We start from the raw sequence: 19760 nt of genomic DNA on the forward strand, positions 1-19760 counted from the left end.
TATAGGACTTAAAATGAAACCATTCAAAGCAAATATATTGATTATCGCTGTTTATTTGACTTTATGTTTTGCATCATTGATATTCTTTATTGTTGATCAGCCCAATAAATTTTCCTCCATTTTCATTGTTTTGTTGACCTTTCCTTGGAGCTTCGCGCTTACGGAAATATTATATCGGTCTGGGATTGCTATAAAAGGATTATTATTAAATAGTTGCGTTTTCGTTATATTTACATTCCTCAATTCCTTGCTCCTAAATATTTTTATAAAGTTGATTTGGACAAAAAAGGATTGAGTTACAGCTATTGCCTTGTTTCTTGCCTTTCAAAGAAGCTTATGCAGAAACCAGCTACACATCTACCGGAAGGGAGTGGGACAGGGAGACCGGGCTGTATTACTACCGGGCGAGATACTATGATCCCATGGAAGGATGATTCATTTATTTCTCATGGGAATTATTGAGGGCCTGCACGGAGAACATGTGCTTAGATTTGCCCTTAAGATAAGTGCCCCAATGTATCTATTAGCAATCATTTCTTTAATACGGCAGAAAACAGGAGCATCCAAGATAAGAAAAGAAAAATAGGGAGATAACATGAGCAGGATCATTAACCTAGCTATTCTCGTTACAGTCTTTTACTTGTCACAAACCGTTCTCTGTTCTGCAATTGAACCTGACGGACGCATCGCCCGTGAGGCACTGGGGAAAGAGGTCGTATCGTTTATTCAGATAAAGGACTACAAAAAACTTGAAGACATGGCAAATCGGTTTCGCGACAAAAAGGAACGTTTTCCTGATGGTGCCTGGAAATTACATGCATTCTACAAAGGAATCGATGAACCGGGATTCAAAACCGACCAGGAGTGGCTTGATCTCATAAAGCATATCGAACTGTGGGAAGTTAACTATCCCAACTCGCCGACACCAAAGCTGGCTCTAGCAGCCGCATGGAAGGGGTACGGGTGGTACGCGCGGGGGACCAATTTTCAGGTCAAGCCGGGTGGCGCCTCCAAGTTGAAGGAGAGGATGGATCAGACGCGGAAAATTCTGAGCAACAAGGAAGTGGTTCGGTCATGTCCCCATTATTATGACCTTAAGCTGCAAATGGCAACCGCAGATGGTGTTTCACGGGAAGAGTTCGAGTTGCGTTTCAAGGATGCACTCGCCTTTGAGCCGGGCTATCACGGCTACTACGCAGCTGCGATCAACTACTATGCCGACGAATGGTATGGTGAGACGGGTGAATGGGTGCGCCAGCTCAAACGGTTTGATGACATTGCGCCAAAAAACGAAGGCGTTTACGCCCGATTGGGTTACGGTATGATGCCCAAGAACTGGAAAAGCTTTGACGAAGGAAAGGTTACCTGGGAGCGGATGAAGCATTCTCTGGAGCAGTTGCCGCAAGGTTCGCCTTGGGTGCTTAATATGCGGGCTGCTCTGGCGTGCCAGGCGGGCGATATGACGACAGCTCGACCACTTATCGAGAAGATCGGAGAGACCCCTTACTATAAGGCATGGAAAGAAGTCAAATATGATAAGTGTCGGGAAATGGCCGGGCTGAAGAAAATCGGTTGGAACGATTCGATGGAATACCATTATTTGAAGCTGTTGGCTGAGCGCGGCAATGTTTGGGCACAGACGACGTTGGAAACAAATATACGGAACGGCATGGTTGGCTATCCGCGTAAGGGGCAATGATTTCAATTTGCCGTTGAACACGCTTTGATTTTTCGCCGTATCAAGTGGCGATGAGTTTCAATGTTGCGATTACCTGGTGTGGTTCCAAGGAGTGGGCATATGAAAAAGACCGGGCTTATGTTGACGATTTTCCTTCTTTTGGCGGCGATGTTCTTCTCTTTGAAGACAGCTTTTGCCTCAACGGACGGCTTCTATAACCTCTCGGAAGTCACCTCCACCTGGGAAGGCACGGACGCCAGCCGGACCAAGTCACCGACTGCCGATTACGATTACACCTACGGCGACGAGTCGAACCTCAGCTATAACCTCCCCTGGTCATTCAATTTCTACGGACAACCCTACAGTCAGATCAATGTAGACACCAACGGTAACGTCTGGTTCGGCGCCACCGGCTCCGCCCACTCCTTCAACCTCACTAATACCGGCCGAGGCGCCGTCATCGCAGCCTGGAATAACGATCTCTCCTCTTACTACTACGGCGGCGTCTTTGTCCAGCACAAGACCAACCCCGAGCGGGTAGTAATTGAGTGGCAGACGGAGACGTACACCGAAGAAGGCTTTCATCGGCCAAATACTTTCGAGGTTGTTCTCTTCCCCGATGGCTCGATCAGGATGGACTACAAGTCCTTCAGTACTACAAATGGAGACGATTTTGGTTCTGGAATTTCCAATAGTAACGGCGCAAACTTCATCTCCAATTCTTCCGCTTATGGCAGCGCATTTACCCTGACGGGCCGTTCCTTCCAGGTTACTGAAACAACCGATCCCGCCGTGATTGTCGCCCCTGTCATATCCCCCATCAACGTTACCATTCAGACCATCAGCGGTACTACGCGCGGCTTCATCAACGGAGCGGCAATAACTGTTTCCGTTGATACTTCAGCGACCATAGGACCTGTGATTTATCCGACTTCCACCACTTGGAGATTTACCGCCAGCGGACTTACAGAAGGGACCAACAATATCTCTGTCTCGGCAACTGATGCCAATGGTAACCCGGTGACCAGTACCGTCCCGGTCTTTATCGATACCATTCCTCCCACCGTGCAGATTCTCTCACCTGTGGGAGTTGTTAACAAGTTTCCTGTTGTCAATTACACGGTGAGTGATGGAACCGTGACGGTAACTGTGGACGGGGAAATGGTACATAAGGTTTCAGGTGACCATCTCGATCCATTGCCTACCGGTGGCCATATGCTCCGTGTGGAAGCCCGAGACTTGGCGGGCAATGTTGGTTTCGCAGATTCTTAGTTCACAATTGACGGAACACCGCCGACAGTCACTATTACCTCACCAGTGACAGGACTTACCAATAACAGGACCCCGCTCCTTAGCTATACTATAAGTGATGGTACGACGGTAGTGAAGCTTGACGGTAAGGTCATTACTACTTCATCAGGAGGGTTTCTCGATCCGCTTGTTGACGGCCCGCACGTTTTGCGGGTAGAGGCTGCCGATGACGTGGGCAATATGGCTTACCGCGAGGTCAAATTCGCCGTCGATGCCACGCCTCCGGGACCGGAGAATTCCGGAACTTCGAGAATATCAGCATCCTACCATACCGCAGAAGTAAAAAACGATGGTACTCTCTGGACTTGGGGAGCTAACTGGTCCGGCCAACTGGGTGATGGCACATATAACAACAGAAATTACCCGATGCAGATAGGAACCGACACGAACTGGACTGTTGTTGCTGCGGGTGAACGGCATTCGATTGCCTTAAGGTCGGATGGCACACTTTGGGCATGGGGAGACAATTCATCAGGACAATTGGGAGATCCAAAAATCGGCATTGGCACGTCGACACCACAGCAGATAGGAGCCAGTGCGGATTGGGTAGCCATTGCCGCTGGTGCATATCACTCACTTGCACTGAAAACAGACGGTTCTTTATGGGCCTGGGGCAGTGGCTGGTCTGGACAACTGGAGATGGCCTCAGACCAGAGTGACACGCCGCTCCAGATCGACAGTGAATCACGCTGGGTTGCCATTGCGGCAGGCTACACCCATTCAGTTGCTATCAAATCAGACGGCACGTTATGGGCCTGGGGAGACAACTCAAGCGGGCAATTGGGGGATGGTACCTATGACGGCAGCAACATTCCTGTTCAAGTTGGTGGTGACACCAATTGGATTGCCATCTCGGCGGGCATGTCGCATACCGTTGCCATAAAGTCAGACGGTTCCCTGTGGGGGTGGGGTGGGAACTGGTCGGGCCAATTGGGGACCGGCACTAACGATTCCCAAAATATTCCGACACGGATAGACATCGCCAACGATTGGCGCTCCGTGGCCGCCGGTGATGAACACACGATCGCACTGAAGACGGATGGAACCATGTGGGCTTGGGGGAATAATATTTATGGTCAAGTGGGTGACGGGACCCAGGAAAACAGGTTGTTCCCAATTCAAATAGGGAAAGATAGCCTGTGGAGTTTAATTTCGACTGGTGGCTACAACTCCCTGGCAGTAAAAGCAGACGGAACTTTGTGGATATGGGGACCCAATTCAAACGGAGAAACAAACGAAGCAATCATGATCCCTGCAAAACAGCAAATAGCCGCTGTTTCGATTAATGATGGAGCTGATGCAACAAATTTCCCGAACGTGAAACTCCGATTCAATGTTACTGACAAAAGCGGTGTCGCCGAGATGCAGTTCAGCGAGGATGGCAGCAATTGGTCAACCCCGGAACCGTTTGCATATGTGAAAGACTGGACATTGAGCGGCGATTACGGGCCTAAGACGGTTTATGTGAAATTTAAGGATAATGCCGGCAACTGGTCTGACGCGTTCGGCGCTACGATTAACTATACTTACGGGCCAATCGTTACGATCACATCACCGGTTAACGGACTTACCTATAAAGCACCTTTGTTAACCTATACAGCAACCAATGGCGCGGTAACTGTAATAATCGACGGCCAACAGGCTCAGAAATTTTATGGGGATGTTCTTGATAATTTGACCGATGGCTCGCATACGGTACGAGTCGAATCTTTAGATGAGGCGGGCAATTCCGGCTTTGCTGAAGTGTCGTTCATCATCGACGCCACTCCACCGGATATTTCCATTATTTCGCCCGCAGCCGGCAGTGTTATCAACAATCCCGCACAGGTACTTAGCTATACGGTAAGTGACGGGTATGAGGTAATGAAAATTGACGGCGTCAGGACGTCGTTGGTTGCCGGTAATACGCTAGGTTTACTTGCTAATGGTCCTCATACCGTAAGTGTGGAAGCTACTGATGTCTCAGGTAACAAGAATAGTGCCGAGGCTGCATTTACCGTTGACTTCCCGCCTCCATCAGTATCTATAAGTTCGCCAGCGAACAATTCGCTTTCCAATAACGTAAGGCCGCAGCTTGCCTATGAAGTGAGCTATGGAACAGTTTTAGTCAAGGTAGACGGGATAACGGTCAGCAAGACTTCCGGTGATCTTCTAGATGCATTGACCGATGGCAGACACACGGTGAGCGTGGAAGCGACCAATGCGAGTGGCGTTGCAGGATATGCTGATGTGACTTTTGTAGTCGATACGACTCCACCGATTCTTGTCACACCAACGGTGAAAGCCGCTTCAGGCTACCATACCGTTGTCATACAAAAGGATGGAAGTCTATGGACCTGGGGGGCAAACTGGAATGGCGAACTTGGGGACGGCACTACCGAGGACAAATTGTCACCGGTTCATATTGGTATGGGTACCGATTGGGCAGACGCAGTTGTCGGCGAAGAACATACTGTAGCTTTGAAAAAGGATGGCGGCCTCTGGGCATGGGGCTATAACGGTGATGGTGAATTGGGTGACGGCACTACCGACGGCAAGCTAACGCCAGTGAGAATTGGATTTGATAATGACTGGTCAGCTTTAGCCGCAGGAAGTTACTATACCCTTGCCCTGAAAAAGAACGGTACCTTGTGGGGTTGGGGGTATAACGGTTATGGAGGACTGGGTGACGGCAGTAAAACCGATAAATGGGAGCCTGTCCAGATCAACGCCGATGCCGACTGGGTTGCCATAGCGGCGAGCGATACGGATCATACCGTAGCCCTAAAATCGGATGGTTCGCTCTGGGCTTGGGGGCAAAACAATTATGGTCAAGTGGGTGACGGCACGAATATAGACAAGGAGTCTCCCGTCAGGATCGCCATCGATACCGACTGGAAGTCAATCTCCGCCGGTGCCGGATTTACCATGGCCATTAAAACTGACGGCACTCTCTGGGCATGGGGGAGAAATAGTAATGGCCAATTAGGTGATGGCTCAAGGCTCAATAGGGCTCTGCCGGCTAGGGTCGGCAGTGACACTGACTGGACTCAGGTGTATGCTGGTTGGGGGCATGTGGTCGCCACGAAAACGGACGGTTCCCTATGGACCTGGGGAGCAAACTACTCTAGTCAGCTTGGCGACGGTACTTATGAGCGTAAGTTGTTACCAGAAAACTCTGGTATCAATAACGTTCTGTCAGTGGCTACCCTCAAAGAAGACAGCACTGTTGTCATCAAGTCAGGCGGAGTCCTCTGGGGGTGGGGATATAATGGAGATGGAGAGCTTGGGAGCGGTACCAACGAAGATATAGTTATACCAATCCCGATACTGGTGCCAAGCGGTAAAGGATTGTTAATAAATCAAGGGGCCTCGTCAACCGCTTCCACCTCGGTTGTCCTGAATTATGTGGCCGTTGATCGGAACGGCGTTGCCGAGATGCAGTTCAGCAATGACGGAATCAATTGGACTAATCCCGAACCCTACGCAGCAAGCAAAACGTGGGAACTTCCTGCCGGCAACGGGACGAAGATAGTCTACGCCCGGTTTAAGGACAGCGCCGGCAACTGGTCACTGCCGTTCAGCGGTACTATTGAACTGGATGCCGTTCCCCCGGTTGTGTCCATTGGCATGCCGGTCGATGGCAACTTTTATAATTCGCCCCCAACGGTAATCTACTCCGCAAGTAACGGCACAGTAACAGTTGAGCTGGACGGGATTCCCGTAACATTATCATCAGGTCAACAGCTGCCGGCACTTGCCGACGGTCTGCATACGTTGAAGGTTAGGGCGGTAAACGGGGCCGGGAGCGGTGAAGCCAGCGTTTCCTTCTCGATAGATACATTATCGCCGGTTGTCACTATCGCATCCCCGGTCGATTACAGCAGGACCAGCACGCCGCTCCTGAGCTATACCCTCAATGAAGGGACGTCGGTGGTCAAGCTCGACGGCGCGGTCATCGCCAAAGTTTCCGGCGACACCCTTGGGCCGCTCGCCGACGGCAGCCACACGGTCAGCATCGAGGCAACAGACGTGGCGGGAAACCCTGCTGCCGCTACCAGCACCTTTGTGATTGACACCGTCCCGCCAGCGCTCACACTAAACCCGGTAACCACACCGACATCAGTTGCGAGCCAGACCATAGGCGGCACCGTGGAGGCGGGCGCTCTGGTGACTGTGACCACAAACACCGCTGCTACAATCGGCACGGTAACCTATCCGACCACCACTACCTGGGAATGCACAATCTCAAATCTTGCCGGACGCAACTACTTTCATGTCAGGGCAACAGATGCGGCAGGCAATAGTCGCAATTCGACTACCATCATTATTTATTCCAGGAAAATTGAGATCACCCTTTCACCTGCTGCAATCGCCGCAGACTACAAAGGGACCGTTGGCATAACCATCAGTGGCATATCTCCCGTAGGAGGAGAAGTACTCGTCGAGCAATTTGTCGATGCTAATAATAACGGCGTTATTGATGCCGGTGACTATGTGGTTCGCTCATTCCGGGTAACCGATGGCGCATACAACAGCGTACAGTGGGACGAAGACTACACTGCCAATGGCTCTATAACGACATCCTTCGATTATTTCCTTGTAAATGATCTCTATCATGCACCAGGTAACTATATTTTCAGGGCGTCAAATGTGATAACTGCATCAGTGCCCTTCACCGTGACCCCTACAAGTCAGGCAACAACCATTTCCGGTACCGTGACCGATGGTACAAATCCGATTCCAGGCGCCATAATACGGGTATTCGACAAGTCGTTTCGGCCACGTGCATGTGCAATAACAGATTCAACCGGTGGGTACACCTTAAAAGTCAGAGGAACCTATTGTATTGTTGCCGTTAAGAATGGATATGCAATAAACAATGCGACCATATTAACTCCCCTTGCTACAAGCCAGGATGTCACTATTCATAATATCGTATTAACACCAGGAGACTTCCATTTATCAGGTCGGGTAATTGGCGCAGATGGTAACGGAATTGGTGGAATCTGGCTCGAAGCAAAGAGTCCGGATCATACAGGCGCAACGATCACCGCCTCTGATGGTTCTTATGAACTTCTCCTTCCTGCAGGGGTATATGAATTCCCTATGGCAACCGATATCACTGTACCGAATTTGCCCAGCCACGGGTACCTTGTTTCCGGTAAACCGCTGTACTCAAAAGAGTATTCATTGCCTCTTTATCAAGATCAACTGAATACTGATATTTATCCAATTCCAACGTCTAGCTTAATTGTTGGTAGAGTGGCAGATCAAATGGATATGGGCATACCTGGTATGATGGTGAAAGCCAAATTATTAGATTATGATTTTGCTGAGCCCATATCGTATGGGGTCACAGATGCTAACGGCGTCTTCAATATAAACGTTGCATATTATGGCAACTGGACCCTAACTCCGAACGGCCTTCTAACCCAGCCTTCATATGTGGGAACCGTGATTCCAACCATTCCAGCAAATCCAGCTTATGGAGAGCTTGCTGACTTAACAGCTTATCCTGTAACGACGCATGTGAAAGGTTTTGTGAAAGACTCAAACAGCACCCCAATTCCCGGTGTAGTGGTAAAGCTTCGAAATGCAGATTCATCAATAGTCATTACTTGCAAGACAGCTTATGACGGATCTTATACTCTTGATGGTTTTGCAGGTGATTGGTTTATTGATGCATTAACAGAAGATTTGGGGTATACGGATGTTACAGAAAATAGTGTTTCTCTGAGCAATGGAGTAATTCTGGTAGACTTTGTTGTAAATGCTCTACCTTGATTTTGCGCCTCTTATATTTTTTGTAAGCTTTGACGGGCGGACCATAAAAAACAATCAAGGACCTGGCTGACGAGCGCCGGGTCCTTTTTTGTCTCAGGCGTTGCTGATGCAAAAATTGACGGAGATTCTGCGCTCGTGGTATGTTATCATCCTCTGAGAGTTTCTGGTCTGCGTTTCGGCGTTATTCGTGTAAATTCGAGCCTCCCAACCATATCAGTCTCTTACGACTTGAGTCGTTACAATATGTGAGCAAAACTGAACTGCAATAGCACACGGATTTAACGGATTTACACGGATTTTTTTAGCAAGATTTTTTATTTAAGTCTTATCCGTGATAATCCGTCAAAATCAGATTTTATCCGTGTGAAAATGTCTTTTGGTTTTTCCTGTTTGGTTCCGGCTTCGCCGGCTTAGGGATAAACAATATGTTAATGCTGTACTGATTCCTTAAACCTCGACCGACTTGGCCGGGGTTTTTTTATAGCTCATAAAATATATTTACAATTTATTGCTTATGGGCTATATGATGGTAATATCGTTTATGAGCTATATTTGTCCTTTTTCAGGAGCCACGATATGACGCAGAAAATCCTTTCTCCCGAGAGTCTCGGAGCTGCATTGCGTAAAGAGCGCAAGAAGAAAGGGCTGAGCCAGACCGACGTCGGCAAATCGGTCGGTATTGACCAGCCAACAATATCGAGGGTTGAAAAGGGGAATCCCGGGACGGAATTGGCGACTCTCTTCCGACTGTTGGCAGCGCTCGATCTGGAACTGAAAATTCAATCACGGCAACAATTGGCTAACGACACAAGAGGAGACGTTTGGTAGATGTCACGAACTCGTCTATCATCTGACCTGCATGTTTTCATGAATGGCCGAACGGTTGGCCGTCTGACTCGGACTTCCAGCGGGAAGCTCCAGTTTTCCTATTGCGAAGAGTGGTTGAGTTGGGAACTTGGCCGCCCTTTGTCCCTTTCCATGCCCATGACCCAGGAGCCTTACGCCGGGGAGGTTGTGGAGAATTATTTCGACAACCTCCTGCCAGATAGTCAATCGATCAGAAATCGCATTCAAGCCAGGTTTGCAGCCCGGTCAAACCGTTGCTTTGACCTGTTGTGGCATGCGGGAAGGGATTGCGTTGGCGCCCTGCAACTCATCCCTGAAAATGCAGGACCACTCGATGTGCACAAGGTCGAGTCGGTACCCTTGAGTGACGCTGAGATTGCCGATACGCTCCGTAACTATCAAACCATGCCATTAGGAATGGGGAGAGAGAGCGATTTCCGCATTTCCATCGCCGGGGCGCAGGAAAAGACCGCCCTGCTGTTGCTGGATGGCAGGTGGTGCCGCCCGTTGGGCGTTACCCCTACCAGTCATATTTTCAAACTGCCCATCGGCACAATTGCTCACAGCGGTATGGACTTGACCGACAGCGTCGAAAACGAATGGCTTTGCCATCTGATTTTGAAAGGCTACGGTCTGCCCGTGGCAAATGCGGAGATCAGGACGTTCGATGGGGTTAAGGTTCTCGTGGTGGAACGTTTCGACCGGCGCTGGGCTGAGGACCGGTCGTGGCTGATACGGCTGCCACAGGAAGACATGTGCCAGGCGCTGGGTGTGCCGCCGGCATTGAAGTACGAAAGTGACGGTGGGCCGGGTAGCGAAAGAATCATGAATCTTCTTCTCGGTTCGGCTGAAGGTTTGCGCGACCGGAAGATGTTCATGACGCTGCAGGTGCTGTTCTGGCTATTGGCGGCAATAGACGGCCATGCAAAGAATTTCAGTATCTTCCTGTTGCCGGGAGGCAGTTATCGGCTCACCCCGGCGTATGACATCATGTCGGCATACCCGCCTGTAGCAAAACGTCAACTTGAGTTGCAAAGCCTGAAAATGGCCATGGCCGTCAAAGGGAAAACCAGCCATTACCAGTGGACGAGAATCAGTTACCGGCATTGGCTCTCCACGGCAGTGCGGTGCAGATTTTCTGCAGAAGAAATGGCGATCATTATAACTGAACTTCTGGAGCGGATGGACGATGTCATTGCTGCGGTTTCAGGGCAGTTGCCGCAATCCTTCCCCGAAGGGGTAAGCGAGGCTATTTTTGATGGGATGCGTAACGCTCGGGATCGTTTGGTGCGTTCACGAACTGCATGACCGATAGCCACCACAAAAATTCAAACGCCGCCATCGCAACGAACTACCAGAATTGCCAAATTCACCTTGCGTAGGGAGTGGAACATTTATGGGATCTTATCCTCCTTAAAGAGGGATTCGGACAGAAACCCCCTTGTTCGCAACGACGTACCGGTTCGATTATGGACCGGCACCAAGTAAATAATGGGCCTAGTACACTGTAACATCTGAATCTAACCCCCCTCAGTCCCCCCTTACCTAAGGGGGGAAGCCTTGAAGTCTCCCCTTAGATAAGGGGAGATTTAGAGGGGTTATCCGCAAAAATAAGTGTTACATGGTACTAGAACGATTTCGACTGCGGAGTTTGCCGATAAGGGCGGGTTGCAGAAAGCGTGGGGGCTGTTTGGGGCGGAGCTGGATTCGGTGATGGAAGAAATGAATGAGGAATTGGTGGCGTGAATAGAATTGATTTGACGGGAGCATCTTTTATGTTTAAACTCTGTTTAGACATAGTGAAAGGAGTTAAGCCATGGCTCACGTAGAAGCAGTTCTTGGTATAAAACAGTGGGGCAATAATCTGGGGGTGCGGCTGCCGGTGAATGTAGCGCGTGCAGCCCATCTCCATGTCGATCAAAAGGTTCGGATTGCTGTAGAAGAGGGGCGGGTGATCATCACCCCTGTTGACGATGCAGCGCTGACCCTTGAACAGCGATTGGCCCTGTTTGATCCGTCCAGGCATGGTGGCGAAGCGATGGCCGCCGAGCCGCAGGGGGCTGAAAAATGGTAGCACCGGTAAAACTGGTTGCAGCTGGGAAGCGGCCCTGGGTGCCCGAGCGTCAAGATATCATCTGGATTAATTGCAACCCACAGGCCGGAAATGAAATGCGAGACCTGCATCCTTTTCTGGTGCTGTCGCCACGCGCTTTCAATGAGCGCACTTCTTTGGTAATCGGCCTCCCCATGACAACGGCGGAATACAACGCCGACAATCCATTTGCCGTGGCTGTGGGAAGTCCACGGGGTAAAAAGTCGGAAAAGACCAGTTATGTGCTGTGTCACCAGCCCAAATCCTTTGACTGGCGAAGCCGCAAGGCAGCGCCCCATCCGCTCAAGCGTCTGGCGGACAGCCATTTTGCCGAGTGCTGCGCCCGGCTGAATCAGATTGTGCAGCTTGCGCTGTAGATTGGTTGGGATGTATCTGATGAGCGAGGAGTTGGTGGCGTAGATGCGACTGTCTGAGTGATGAACTGCTCGTTGCCTCGCATCCGTTTCTTATTGCTGGCCGCAGTCGTTGACATGAGTGGAGGAAAAGTGTAAAAAACCTAAGCTGTTTGTTATGTAAATGGAGTGCTATGAACACGGGAGTCTGGACATTTGAAGAGGTGAATGAGAGCCGCCATGGCAGAGAGATGTTGCTTGGCGGCTTTTTTAATAATATAGCATCATTTAGTATTAGGAATCGCGTGCAATGAATATGTTCATTTTACTGGTGGTTATCATCGTTGCCGCCAGCATCCTTGTCGCTTTGAAGCAAAGAAACCCCAGACGGCCGAGGGTCTTGCCTTTGAAAGCAGGGACACACTAATAAGACACAAGTCTGCCCTGATACGAGACTTGACAGGATATTCTTATGACCATCAACTTCTCCCAAACCGCCGCCTTTATCTGGTCGGTTGCCGATCTGTTGCGCGGTGATTTTAAGCAGAGCCAGTATGGCCGCATCATCCTTCCCTTTACCCTGCTCCGTCGTCTTGAATGCGTGTTGGAGCAGAGCAAGCCCGCTGTGCTGGCCAAGCATGCCGAAGTCAGCAAGATGAATCTGCCGGAAGAAGCCTACGAAAAGATGGTGCTGCGGGCGACGGACGAGAGTTTTTTTAACATCTCGCCGATGGATCTTTCCAAGCTGGGCGAGTCGGGGATCAAGGACAACCTGGAGAACTACATCCAGTGCTTCTCCAAGGATGCGCGGGAGATCTTCGAGTATTTCAAGTTCGCCGAGTTCATAGGTCAGCTTAATGACGCCAACCTGCTTTACAAGGTGGTGCAGAAGTTCGCCAACACCGATCTCAGCCCCCAGGCGATCTCCAACTACGAGATGGGGCTGGTCTTCGAGGAGCTGATCCGGCGCTTTGCTGAAAGTTCGAACGAAACCGCCGGGGAGCACTTCACCCCGCGGGATATCGTCCGTCTCACCACCTCGCTGGTCTTTATGGAAGACGACGAGGCGCTGACCAGGGACGGCATCATCCGCACCATTTACGATCCGACGGCAGGAACGGGCGGTTTTCTCTCCAGCGGCATGGAATACGTCTACGAACTCAATCCCAAGGCGGTGATGCGCGCCTTCGGCCAGGAGCTGAATCCCGAATCCTATGCCATTTGCAAAGCGGATATGCTGATCAAGGGGCAGGATGTCAGCCGCATCAAGCTCGGCAACACCCTCAGTAACGATCAGCTCTACGCCGACAAATTCGACTACATGCTCTCCAATCCCCCCTTCGGCGTCGACTGGAAAAAAGTCGAAACCGAAATCAATGACGAGCATACCCTCAAAGGTTTTGCCGGGCGTTTCGGTCCCGGTCTGCCCCGTGTCTCGGACGGTTCGCTCCTCTTTCTGATGCACCTGATCAGCAAGCTGCGCGACACCAAGGATGGCGGCGGGCGTATCGGCATCATCCTCAACGGCTCACCGCTCTTTACCGGTGGCGCCGGGAGTGGCGAGAGCGAGATCCGCCGCTACATTCTGGAGGCCGATCTGCTGGAGGCGATCGTCGCCCTGCCCACCGACATGTTCTACAACACCGGTATCGCTACCTATGTCTGGGTGCTCTCCAACAAGAAAGACCCGGAGCGTAAGGGGAAGGTGCAGCTCATCAACGGCGTCAACCTGTGCGCTAAGATGCGCAAGTCCCTCGGCTCCAAGCGCAATGTCATGGGGGAGGATGATATCGCCACCATCACCCGCGCTTTCGGTCGTTTCGAGCGGGTTGATACCCTGACGCTTGATAAGCCGGATGAGGTGAAGAGCAACCGGGGGCGGCAAGCCGACAACCCGAAAGCGCCGGAGCCGAAGACCTTTTCGAGCAAGATTTTCGCCACTACCGACTTTGGTTATCGCCGTATCACCGTCGAACGCCCCTTGCGGCTCTCGGTGCAGTTCACGGGCGAACGGCTGGAAGAGCTGCGCTTTGCCCCCAAGCCGTTTAATGTGGTGATGAAATGGGCTTACGAGCAGTTCGGGCAGAGCTGGACGGATGCCGACTATGGTGATCTTTCGGATGTCGCGGTGGAAGTTCGTGCCTACGTCAAGGCGAATTTCAGCGATTTGAAAGAGAAGCAGATCAAAGAGCTGCTTAATGCCACACTGTGGCGCGATCAGCGGGCGTTGCTGAAGAGCGGGCAGACGTTGCAATCCGCCCTGGCCGGGCAGATGGGTCTAGCCGCGATTGTGGATGGCTCGTGTGATGATTTCAACCTGTTTGAAGAGGAGTTGAAAAAGGCGCTCAAGCTAACGGGGGTCAACCTGGATCTGCGGGAGAAGAAGCAGCTTCTCGATGCGGTGAGCTGGAAGAACCCAGAGGCGCAGCGGGTGATCAAGAAGGTGCACAAGGAGAAGGCGAACCCGCTCTACGGCCTGTTTGCGGTGGCTGGCAAGGTGGTTGAGTTTCAGGCTGATGGCGATCTGCGCGATAACGAGAACATCCCGCTTGATCCGTCACGCAGCGTCACTGAAACCGTCGAGGCCTATTTCAAGAAGGAAGTCGCGCCCCATGTGCCGGATGCCTGGATTGATGCGGGGAAGCGGGATGAGAAGGATGGGGAGTTGGGGATTGTCGGCTATGAGATTCCGTTTAATCGGCACTTTTATGTTTATGCGCCGCCGCGTGATTTGGTTGAGATTGATGCTGATCTGGATGTGGTGAGTGCCGAGATTATGGCGCTGCTTCGGGAGGTGCATTCTTAATGGCGGGACGGTATCAAGCATATCCTGAATATAAGGACTCTGGAGAAGAGTGGCTGGGTGATGTCCCTAGCCATTGGGAAGTGATACAGATCAAGCACTTGAGCACAGTTAGGCGTGGGGCATCACCTCGGCCAATTGATGACGCAAAATATTTTGATGATGAAGGTGAGTATGCGTGGACAAGAATTGCAGATGTTACCGCATCAGAGATGTATCTATTCAACGCGCCGCAAAGACTGTCTGACCTTGGAAGTTCACTAAGCGTAAAATTAGAACCAGGGGCACTCTTTCTTAGTATTGCAGGAACCGTAGGAAAACCATGTATTACAGGCATGAAAGCCTGTATTCATGATGGTTTTGTATATTTTCCAGAACTTAAAATCCCGAGTAAGTTTTTGTTTTACGTGTTTGCTGGGGAGCAGGCATATAAAGGTTTAGGGAAATTTGGAACACAGCTCAACCTCAATACCGACACCGTAGGGGGGATAAAAATTGGGTGTACAGAAAATAGCCAATTGGAAAAAATTGTACAATTCCTCGACCACGAAACCGCCAAAATCGATACCCTGATAGACAAACAACAACAACTGATCAAACTGCTGAAAGAAAAGCGTCAGGCGGTGATCAGCCATGCCGTCACCAAAGGGCTTAACCCCGATGCGCCGATGAAAGATTCCGGAGTTGAGTGGTTGGGGGAGGTGCCGGAGCATTGGGATGTGTGTCTGGCAAAATTCAAAACTCATGCAATTACTGATGGTGCCCATATCTCCCCAGATACGAAGAATGGCGAGCATTACTTTGTGTCAATAAAGGATATGTGTGATGGACTAATCAATTTCGAAGATGCGCTGCTGACTTCAAAAGAGAGTTATAAATATTTGGTCAATACAGGTTGCAAGCCTGAACCTGGCGATATTCTTTTTAGTAAAGATGGAACGATAGGTAAAACTGTTGTAACGCCTGAGAATGTAGATTTTGTTGTTGCCTCTTCACTAATAATAATCAAGCCAAACCTCAAAAAGCTTTCACCTCAATTTTTTGATTATTTATGCCAATCCTGCGTCATTCAAGAGCAAGTGAATAGCTTTGTAAAAGGTGCTGCCTTAAAAAGGCTGTCTATTCAAAACCTGCTTAAAGTATGGGGAGTATTCCCGCCGCTGGATGAGCAAGTGGTGATCGCTAAGCACATTGATAAAAAGTTGATTCGGTACCAGCAAATTGAGCAGACAGCAAACAATGCGATAGCTTTGATGCAAGAACGCCGCACCGCCCTCATTTCCGCCGCCGTCACCGGCAAGATCGACGTCCGCGACTGGCAACCGGCAGGATGAGAGCTTCAGAGGCTCATAACCCCACCTGTCCTCCCCTTATCTTAAGGGGAGGGACGCTCGAAGTGATTGAGGTGGAGTTGCCGCCGAGCGAGCTTAGCACGTTCCCCCTCTTAGGATTAAGAGGGGGACAGGGGGCGTTACGAGCCTGTTGTGAATAGCTGTTTTTAAAGGATTCCCATGCAAAATAAATCCAACGAGCAGATCTTCCAAAACGACATCATCAGCCAGATGGTCGCCAATGGCTGGCAACTGGGATTACCCGCCGGTTACAACCGGGAGCTGGCACTGTACGCAGAAGACGTCCTCGGATTCGTCAAGGAGACCCAGGACGAGCAGTGGCAGAAATACTGCAAACTCTATCCGCAGAGCCCCGAAAAGCACTTCCTCGAACGGGTCGCCACCCAGCTTAACAAGGTCGATCCAAACGCCGCCAACCGCGAGCTGCGCACCTTCGGCACCCTCGGTGTGCTGCGCCACGATCTGCGCGATCGCGGCACCCGCTTCAAACTCTGCCAGTTCAAACCCGAACACAACCTCAACCCCGATACCCTGGCGCGTTACGCCAGGAATCGCCTGCGCATCGTGCCGGAGCTGGTCTACAGCCCCTTTGCCACCGAAGAACATCTGGTCGAGACCGGCAGCAAGGCCAAAGCCTGGCGCATCGATCTGGTCCTCTTCGTCAACGGCCTGCCGGTCGCTACCCTGGAGCTTAAATCAGAGTTCAAGCAGGCGGTCGACAACGCCATCAAGCAGTACAAGCGCACCCGTCTGCCCAAAGACCCGGTCACCAAAAAGCCGGAACCACTCCTCACCTTCAAACGCGGGGCGCTGGTCCATTTTGCCGTCAGCCAGTACGAGGTCTACATGACGACCCGGCTGGCGGGGGATGACACCTCGTTCCTCCCTTTCAACAAGGGGACCAGGGATGGCGGCGCGGGGAACGACATCCCCGAGAATGCCAACGAATACGCCAGCGGTTATCTCTGGAACGAGGTGCTGCTCCCCGACAACCTGCTCAACATCCTCGCCCGCTACGTGCACCTCCAGATCGAAGAGGTCGAGGACTGGCAGGGGAAGAAATCGAAGAAAGAGGCGTTGATCTTTCCCCGCTATCACCAGTGGGATGTGGTCAGCCGCCTCTTGAATGCCGCACGCAGCGAAGGACCCGGGCATAAATATCTGATCCAGCACAGCGCCGGGTCAGGCAAGTCCAACTCCATCGCCTGGACCGCGCACCAGCTCTCATCGCTCTACGATGCTCAAGGGACAAAGCAGTTTCACTCGGTGATCGTTGTCACCGACCGCACGGTGCTGGATGACCAGTTACAGGACACCATCCACCAGTTCGAACATGTCGATGGCGTGGTGGGGCGGATCAACCGCGACATCGGCGAAGGCTCCAAATCGGAAAAACTGGCCCATGCCCTGGAACACTCCCAGCCGATCATCATCGTCACCATCCAGACCTTTCCCTATGTGCTTCAGGCGATCGAGAACAGCGTCAGCCTGAAAGAACGCCGCTATGCGATCATCGCCGACGAAGCGCATTCGTCCCAGTCCGGCTCCACCGCGCGGCAGCTCAAAGAGGTGCTGGTGACGGAGAATAACGACGACGATGTGGAGCTCACCTCGGAAGATATCCTCGATGCCACCATTGCCGCCCGACGAGATAGCGGCAACCTCAGCTACTTCGCCTTTACCGCCACGCCGAAACCGAAAACCCTGGAGCTGTTCGGGCGGCTGCCCGATCCGGAGCTCCCGCCATCGAAGCAGAACAAACCCGAGGCCTTTCACGTCTACTCGATGCGCCAGGCAATTGAAGAGGGCTTTATCCTTGATGTGCTGAAGAACTACACCAACTACAAAGTGGCCTATCAACTGGCGCAGCGCATCAAGGCCAAAGATGAAGAGGTCGACAGCAAAAAGGCCCAGGTCAAGCTCAACCAGTGGGTGCGCCTGCACGATTACAACATTGCCCAGAAGGTGCAGGTGATTGTCGAGCACTTCAAGGATAACGTCATGGGGCTGCTCGGCGGGCAAGCCAAGGCGATGGTGGTGACCAGTTCGCGGAAAGAGGTGGTGCGCTACAAGAAGGAATTCGACAAGTATGTCGCCAGAAAAGGGTACAGCTCGATCCAGGCAATGGTCGCTTTCTCCGGCGAAGTGGAATTCAGCGCCAAAGATCCCAACGCGACCGAACTGCTGGGCGCCAAATTCACCGAACGGAGCATGAACCCCGGCCTCAAGGGACGCGACATGCGCAAGGCCTTTGACACGGCGGATTATCGGGTTATGCTGGTGGCTAACAAGTTTCAGACCGGCTTCGATCAGCCGAAGCTTTGCGCCATGTACGTGGACAAGAAGCTCTGCGGCGTCGAATGCGTGCAGACTCTTTCCAGGCTGAACCGCACCTACCCCGGCAAGGAGGAGAGCGGTACCTTCGTCCTCGACTTCTTCAATGACCCCCAGGACATCCTTGACTCATTCCTGCCCTATTATCAAACCGCCGAACTGGCCGATGTCTCCGACCCGGATTTGGTCTTCGATCTCTTTGACAAGCTGCGCGCCGAAAACATCTTTACCTGGCAGGAGGTGGAACAGTTCGCCGTCGCCTTTTTCGCCAAGAACAAGAGCAGCGCCGCGATCAGCAACATCTGCAAACCCGCCGTGCAGCGTTGGCAAGGGCGGTACAAGCTGGCAATCGATGCCTACAAGACCGCCAAGGAGATGTTCGAGCGCACCAGGAAGACCGGTGACCCGGTACTGACCGCCAATGCTGAGAAGTGTTTCAAGGAGTGCCGCCAGGAGAAAGACCGGCTGGAGATCTTCAAGAAAGACCTTGGCAGCTTCACCCGCTTCTATGAGTTCATGTCGCAGATCGTCGATTACGACAACAAGGATCTCGAAAAGCTCAGCCTCTACGCCAGGCACCTGCGGCCGTTGTTGCGAGAAAAACTGGACGATGAGGACGATATCGATCTGGGCAACGTTGCCCTTACCCATTATCGGCTTTCGATCCTACACCAGCAGCATCTGGTGATGGAGCCCGGGGTTGATTATAAGCTGCAGCCAGGCAACGATCTCGGCTCGGCCAAGGCAAAGGACAAAAAGGAAGAGTTCCTTTCGCAGATTCTGGCGCGCCTCAACGAACTCTTCATGACCGATGGTCTCACCGACAAGGATCTGATCAACTACGCGCACACCATCCGTGACAAGGTGAGTGAAAACAAGATTGTCATGGATCAGATCCAGAACAACTCGCCGGAGCAGGCGATGCTGGGCGATTTCCCCAAGGCACTCGACGACGCGGTGATGGACAGCAGTGAGGCTCATCAAAAGCAGATGATGCAGATTCTGTCCAACCCGGAAGTGGCCAAAGGGTTTGCACGGGTGGTGTTTGACTTGATTAAGCAGGCGGTTTGAATGGAATGTATTTGTGGAACGTCAAGCGGTTGACCAATCACGAGTATACCCACAGGCTGCGCGTCGGCGACTGGCGGATTCTGTTCAACATATTTGAGGAAATCAGCATGGCGCTACCCTTAAGAAGGTGGCTGAGGCCTTGGGAATATCACCG

General features: G+C 51.6%; 12 protein-coding genes. All 12 read left to right on the top strand.

Going from position 1 to position 19760, the window contains the following annotated elements:
- Positions 1-13 precede the first annotated feature (13 nt).
- The 12 genes from GURA_RS25500 (at position 14) to GURA_RS07545 (ending at position 19606) form a co-directional block, all read left to right on the top strand.
- Positions 14-295 carry an SCO4225 family membrane protein gene (locus GURA_RS25500; RefSeq protein ID WP_041245338.1) on the top strand — a complete coding sequence of 94 codons (282 nt, stop codon included), beginning with the start codon at positions 14-16 and terminating at the stop codon, positions 293-295.
- Positions 296-595: 300 nt separating this feature from the next.
- Complete coding sequence (locus GURA_RS07495) at positions 596-1699, top strand: hypothetical protein (protein WP_011938387.1); 1104 nt, start codon at positions 596-598, stop codon at positions 1697-1699.
- Positions 1700-1798: 99 nt separating this feature from the next.
- Positions 1799-2950 (top strand): Ig-like domain-containing protein, encoded by a 1152-nt coding sequence (locus GURA_RS07500; protein ID WP_011938388.1) that lies wholly within the window; start codon positions 1799-1801, stop codon positions 2948-2950.
- A gap of 111 nt (positions 2951-3061) precedes the next feature.
- Positions 3062-8755, top strand: a complete 5694-nt coding sequence (locus GURA_RS22715) for an RCC1 domain-containing protein (protein ID WP_049818895.1) — start codon at positions 3062-3064, stop codon at positions 8753-8755.
- Between the two features lie 576 nt (positions 8756-9331).
- Entirely contained in the window at positions 9332-9583 is a 252-nt protein-coding gene (locus tag GURA_RS07515) for a helix-turn-helix domain-containing protein (RefSeq protein WP_041245339.1), read from the top strand.
- On the top strand, positions 9584-10909 hold the full coding sequence (locus GURA_RS07520) for a type II toxin-antitoxin system HipA family toxin (RefSeq protein WP_011938391.1): 1326 nt from the start codon (positions 9584-9586) through the stop codon (positions 10907-10909).
- A 306-nt stretch (positions 10910-11215) separates the two neighbouring features.
- Entirely contained in the window at positions 11216-11347 is a 132-nt protein-coding gene (locus GURA_RS25305; protein WP_083764810.1) for a type I restriction-modification enzyme R subunit C-terminal domain-containing protein, read from the top strand.
- 70 nt (positions 11348-11417) lie between these two features.
- Positions 11418-11675: an AbrB/MazE/SpoVT family DNA-binding domain-containing protein gene (locus GURA_RS07525; RefSeq protein WP_011938392.1), complete on the top strand. Its 258-nt coding sequence runs from the start codon at positions 11418-11420 to the stop codon at positions 11673-11675.
- On the top strand, positions 11669-12070 hold the full coding sequence (locus tag GURA_RS07530) for a type II toxin-antitoxin system PemK/MazF family toxin (protein WP_011938393.1): 402 nt from the start codon (positions 11669-11671) through the stop codon (positions 12068-12070). The genes GURA_RS07525 and GURA_RS07530 overlap by 7 nt, the downstream gene beginning before the upstream one ends.
- A 448-nt stretch (positions 12071-12518) precedes the next feature.
- Positions 12519-14852, top strand: a complete 2334-nt coding sequence (locus tag GURA_RS07535) for a type I restriction-modification system subunit M (protein ID WP_011938394.1) — start codon at positions 12519-12521, stop codon at positions 14850-14852.
- Positions 14852-16183 (top strand): restriction endonuclease subunit S, encoded by a 1332-nt coding sequence (locus tag GURA_RS07540; RefSeq protein ID WP_011938395.1) that lies wholly within the window; start codon positions 14852-14854, stop codon positions 16181-16183. Before GURA_RS07535 ends, GURA_RS07540 begins: the two co-directional genes overlap by 1 nt.
- Positions 16184-16360: 177 nt before the next feature.
- The gene (locus GURA_RS07545; protein ID WP_011938396.1) at positions 16361-19606 is read left to right on the top strand and encodes a type I restriction endonuclease subunit R; all 3246 of its coding nucleotides are present in this window, start codon (positions 16361-16363) and stop codon (positions 19604-19606) included.
- Positions 19607-19760 lie beyond the last annotated feature (154 nt).

The sequence above is a fragment of the Geotalea uraniireducens Rf4 genome, assembly GCF_000016745.1.
GTDB classification, from domain to species: domain Bacteria; phylum Desulfobacterota; class Desulfuromonadia; order Geobacterales; family Geobacteraceae; genus Geotalea; species Geotalea uraniireducens.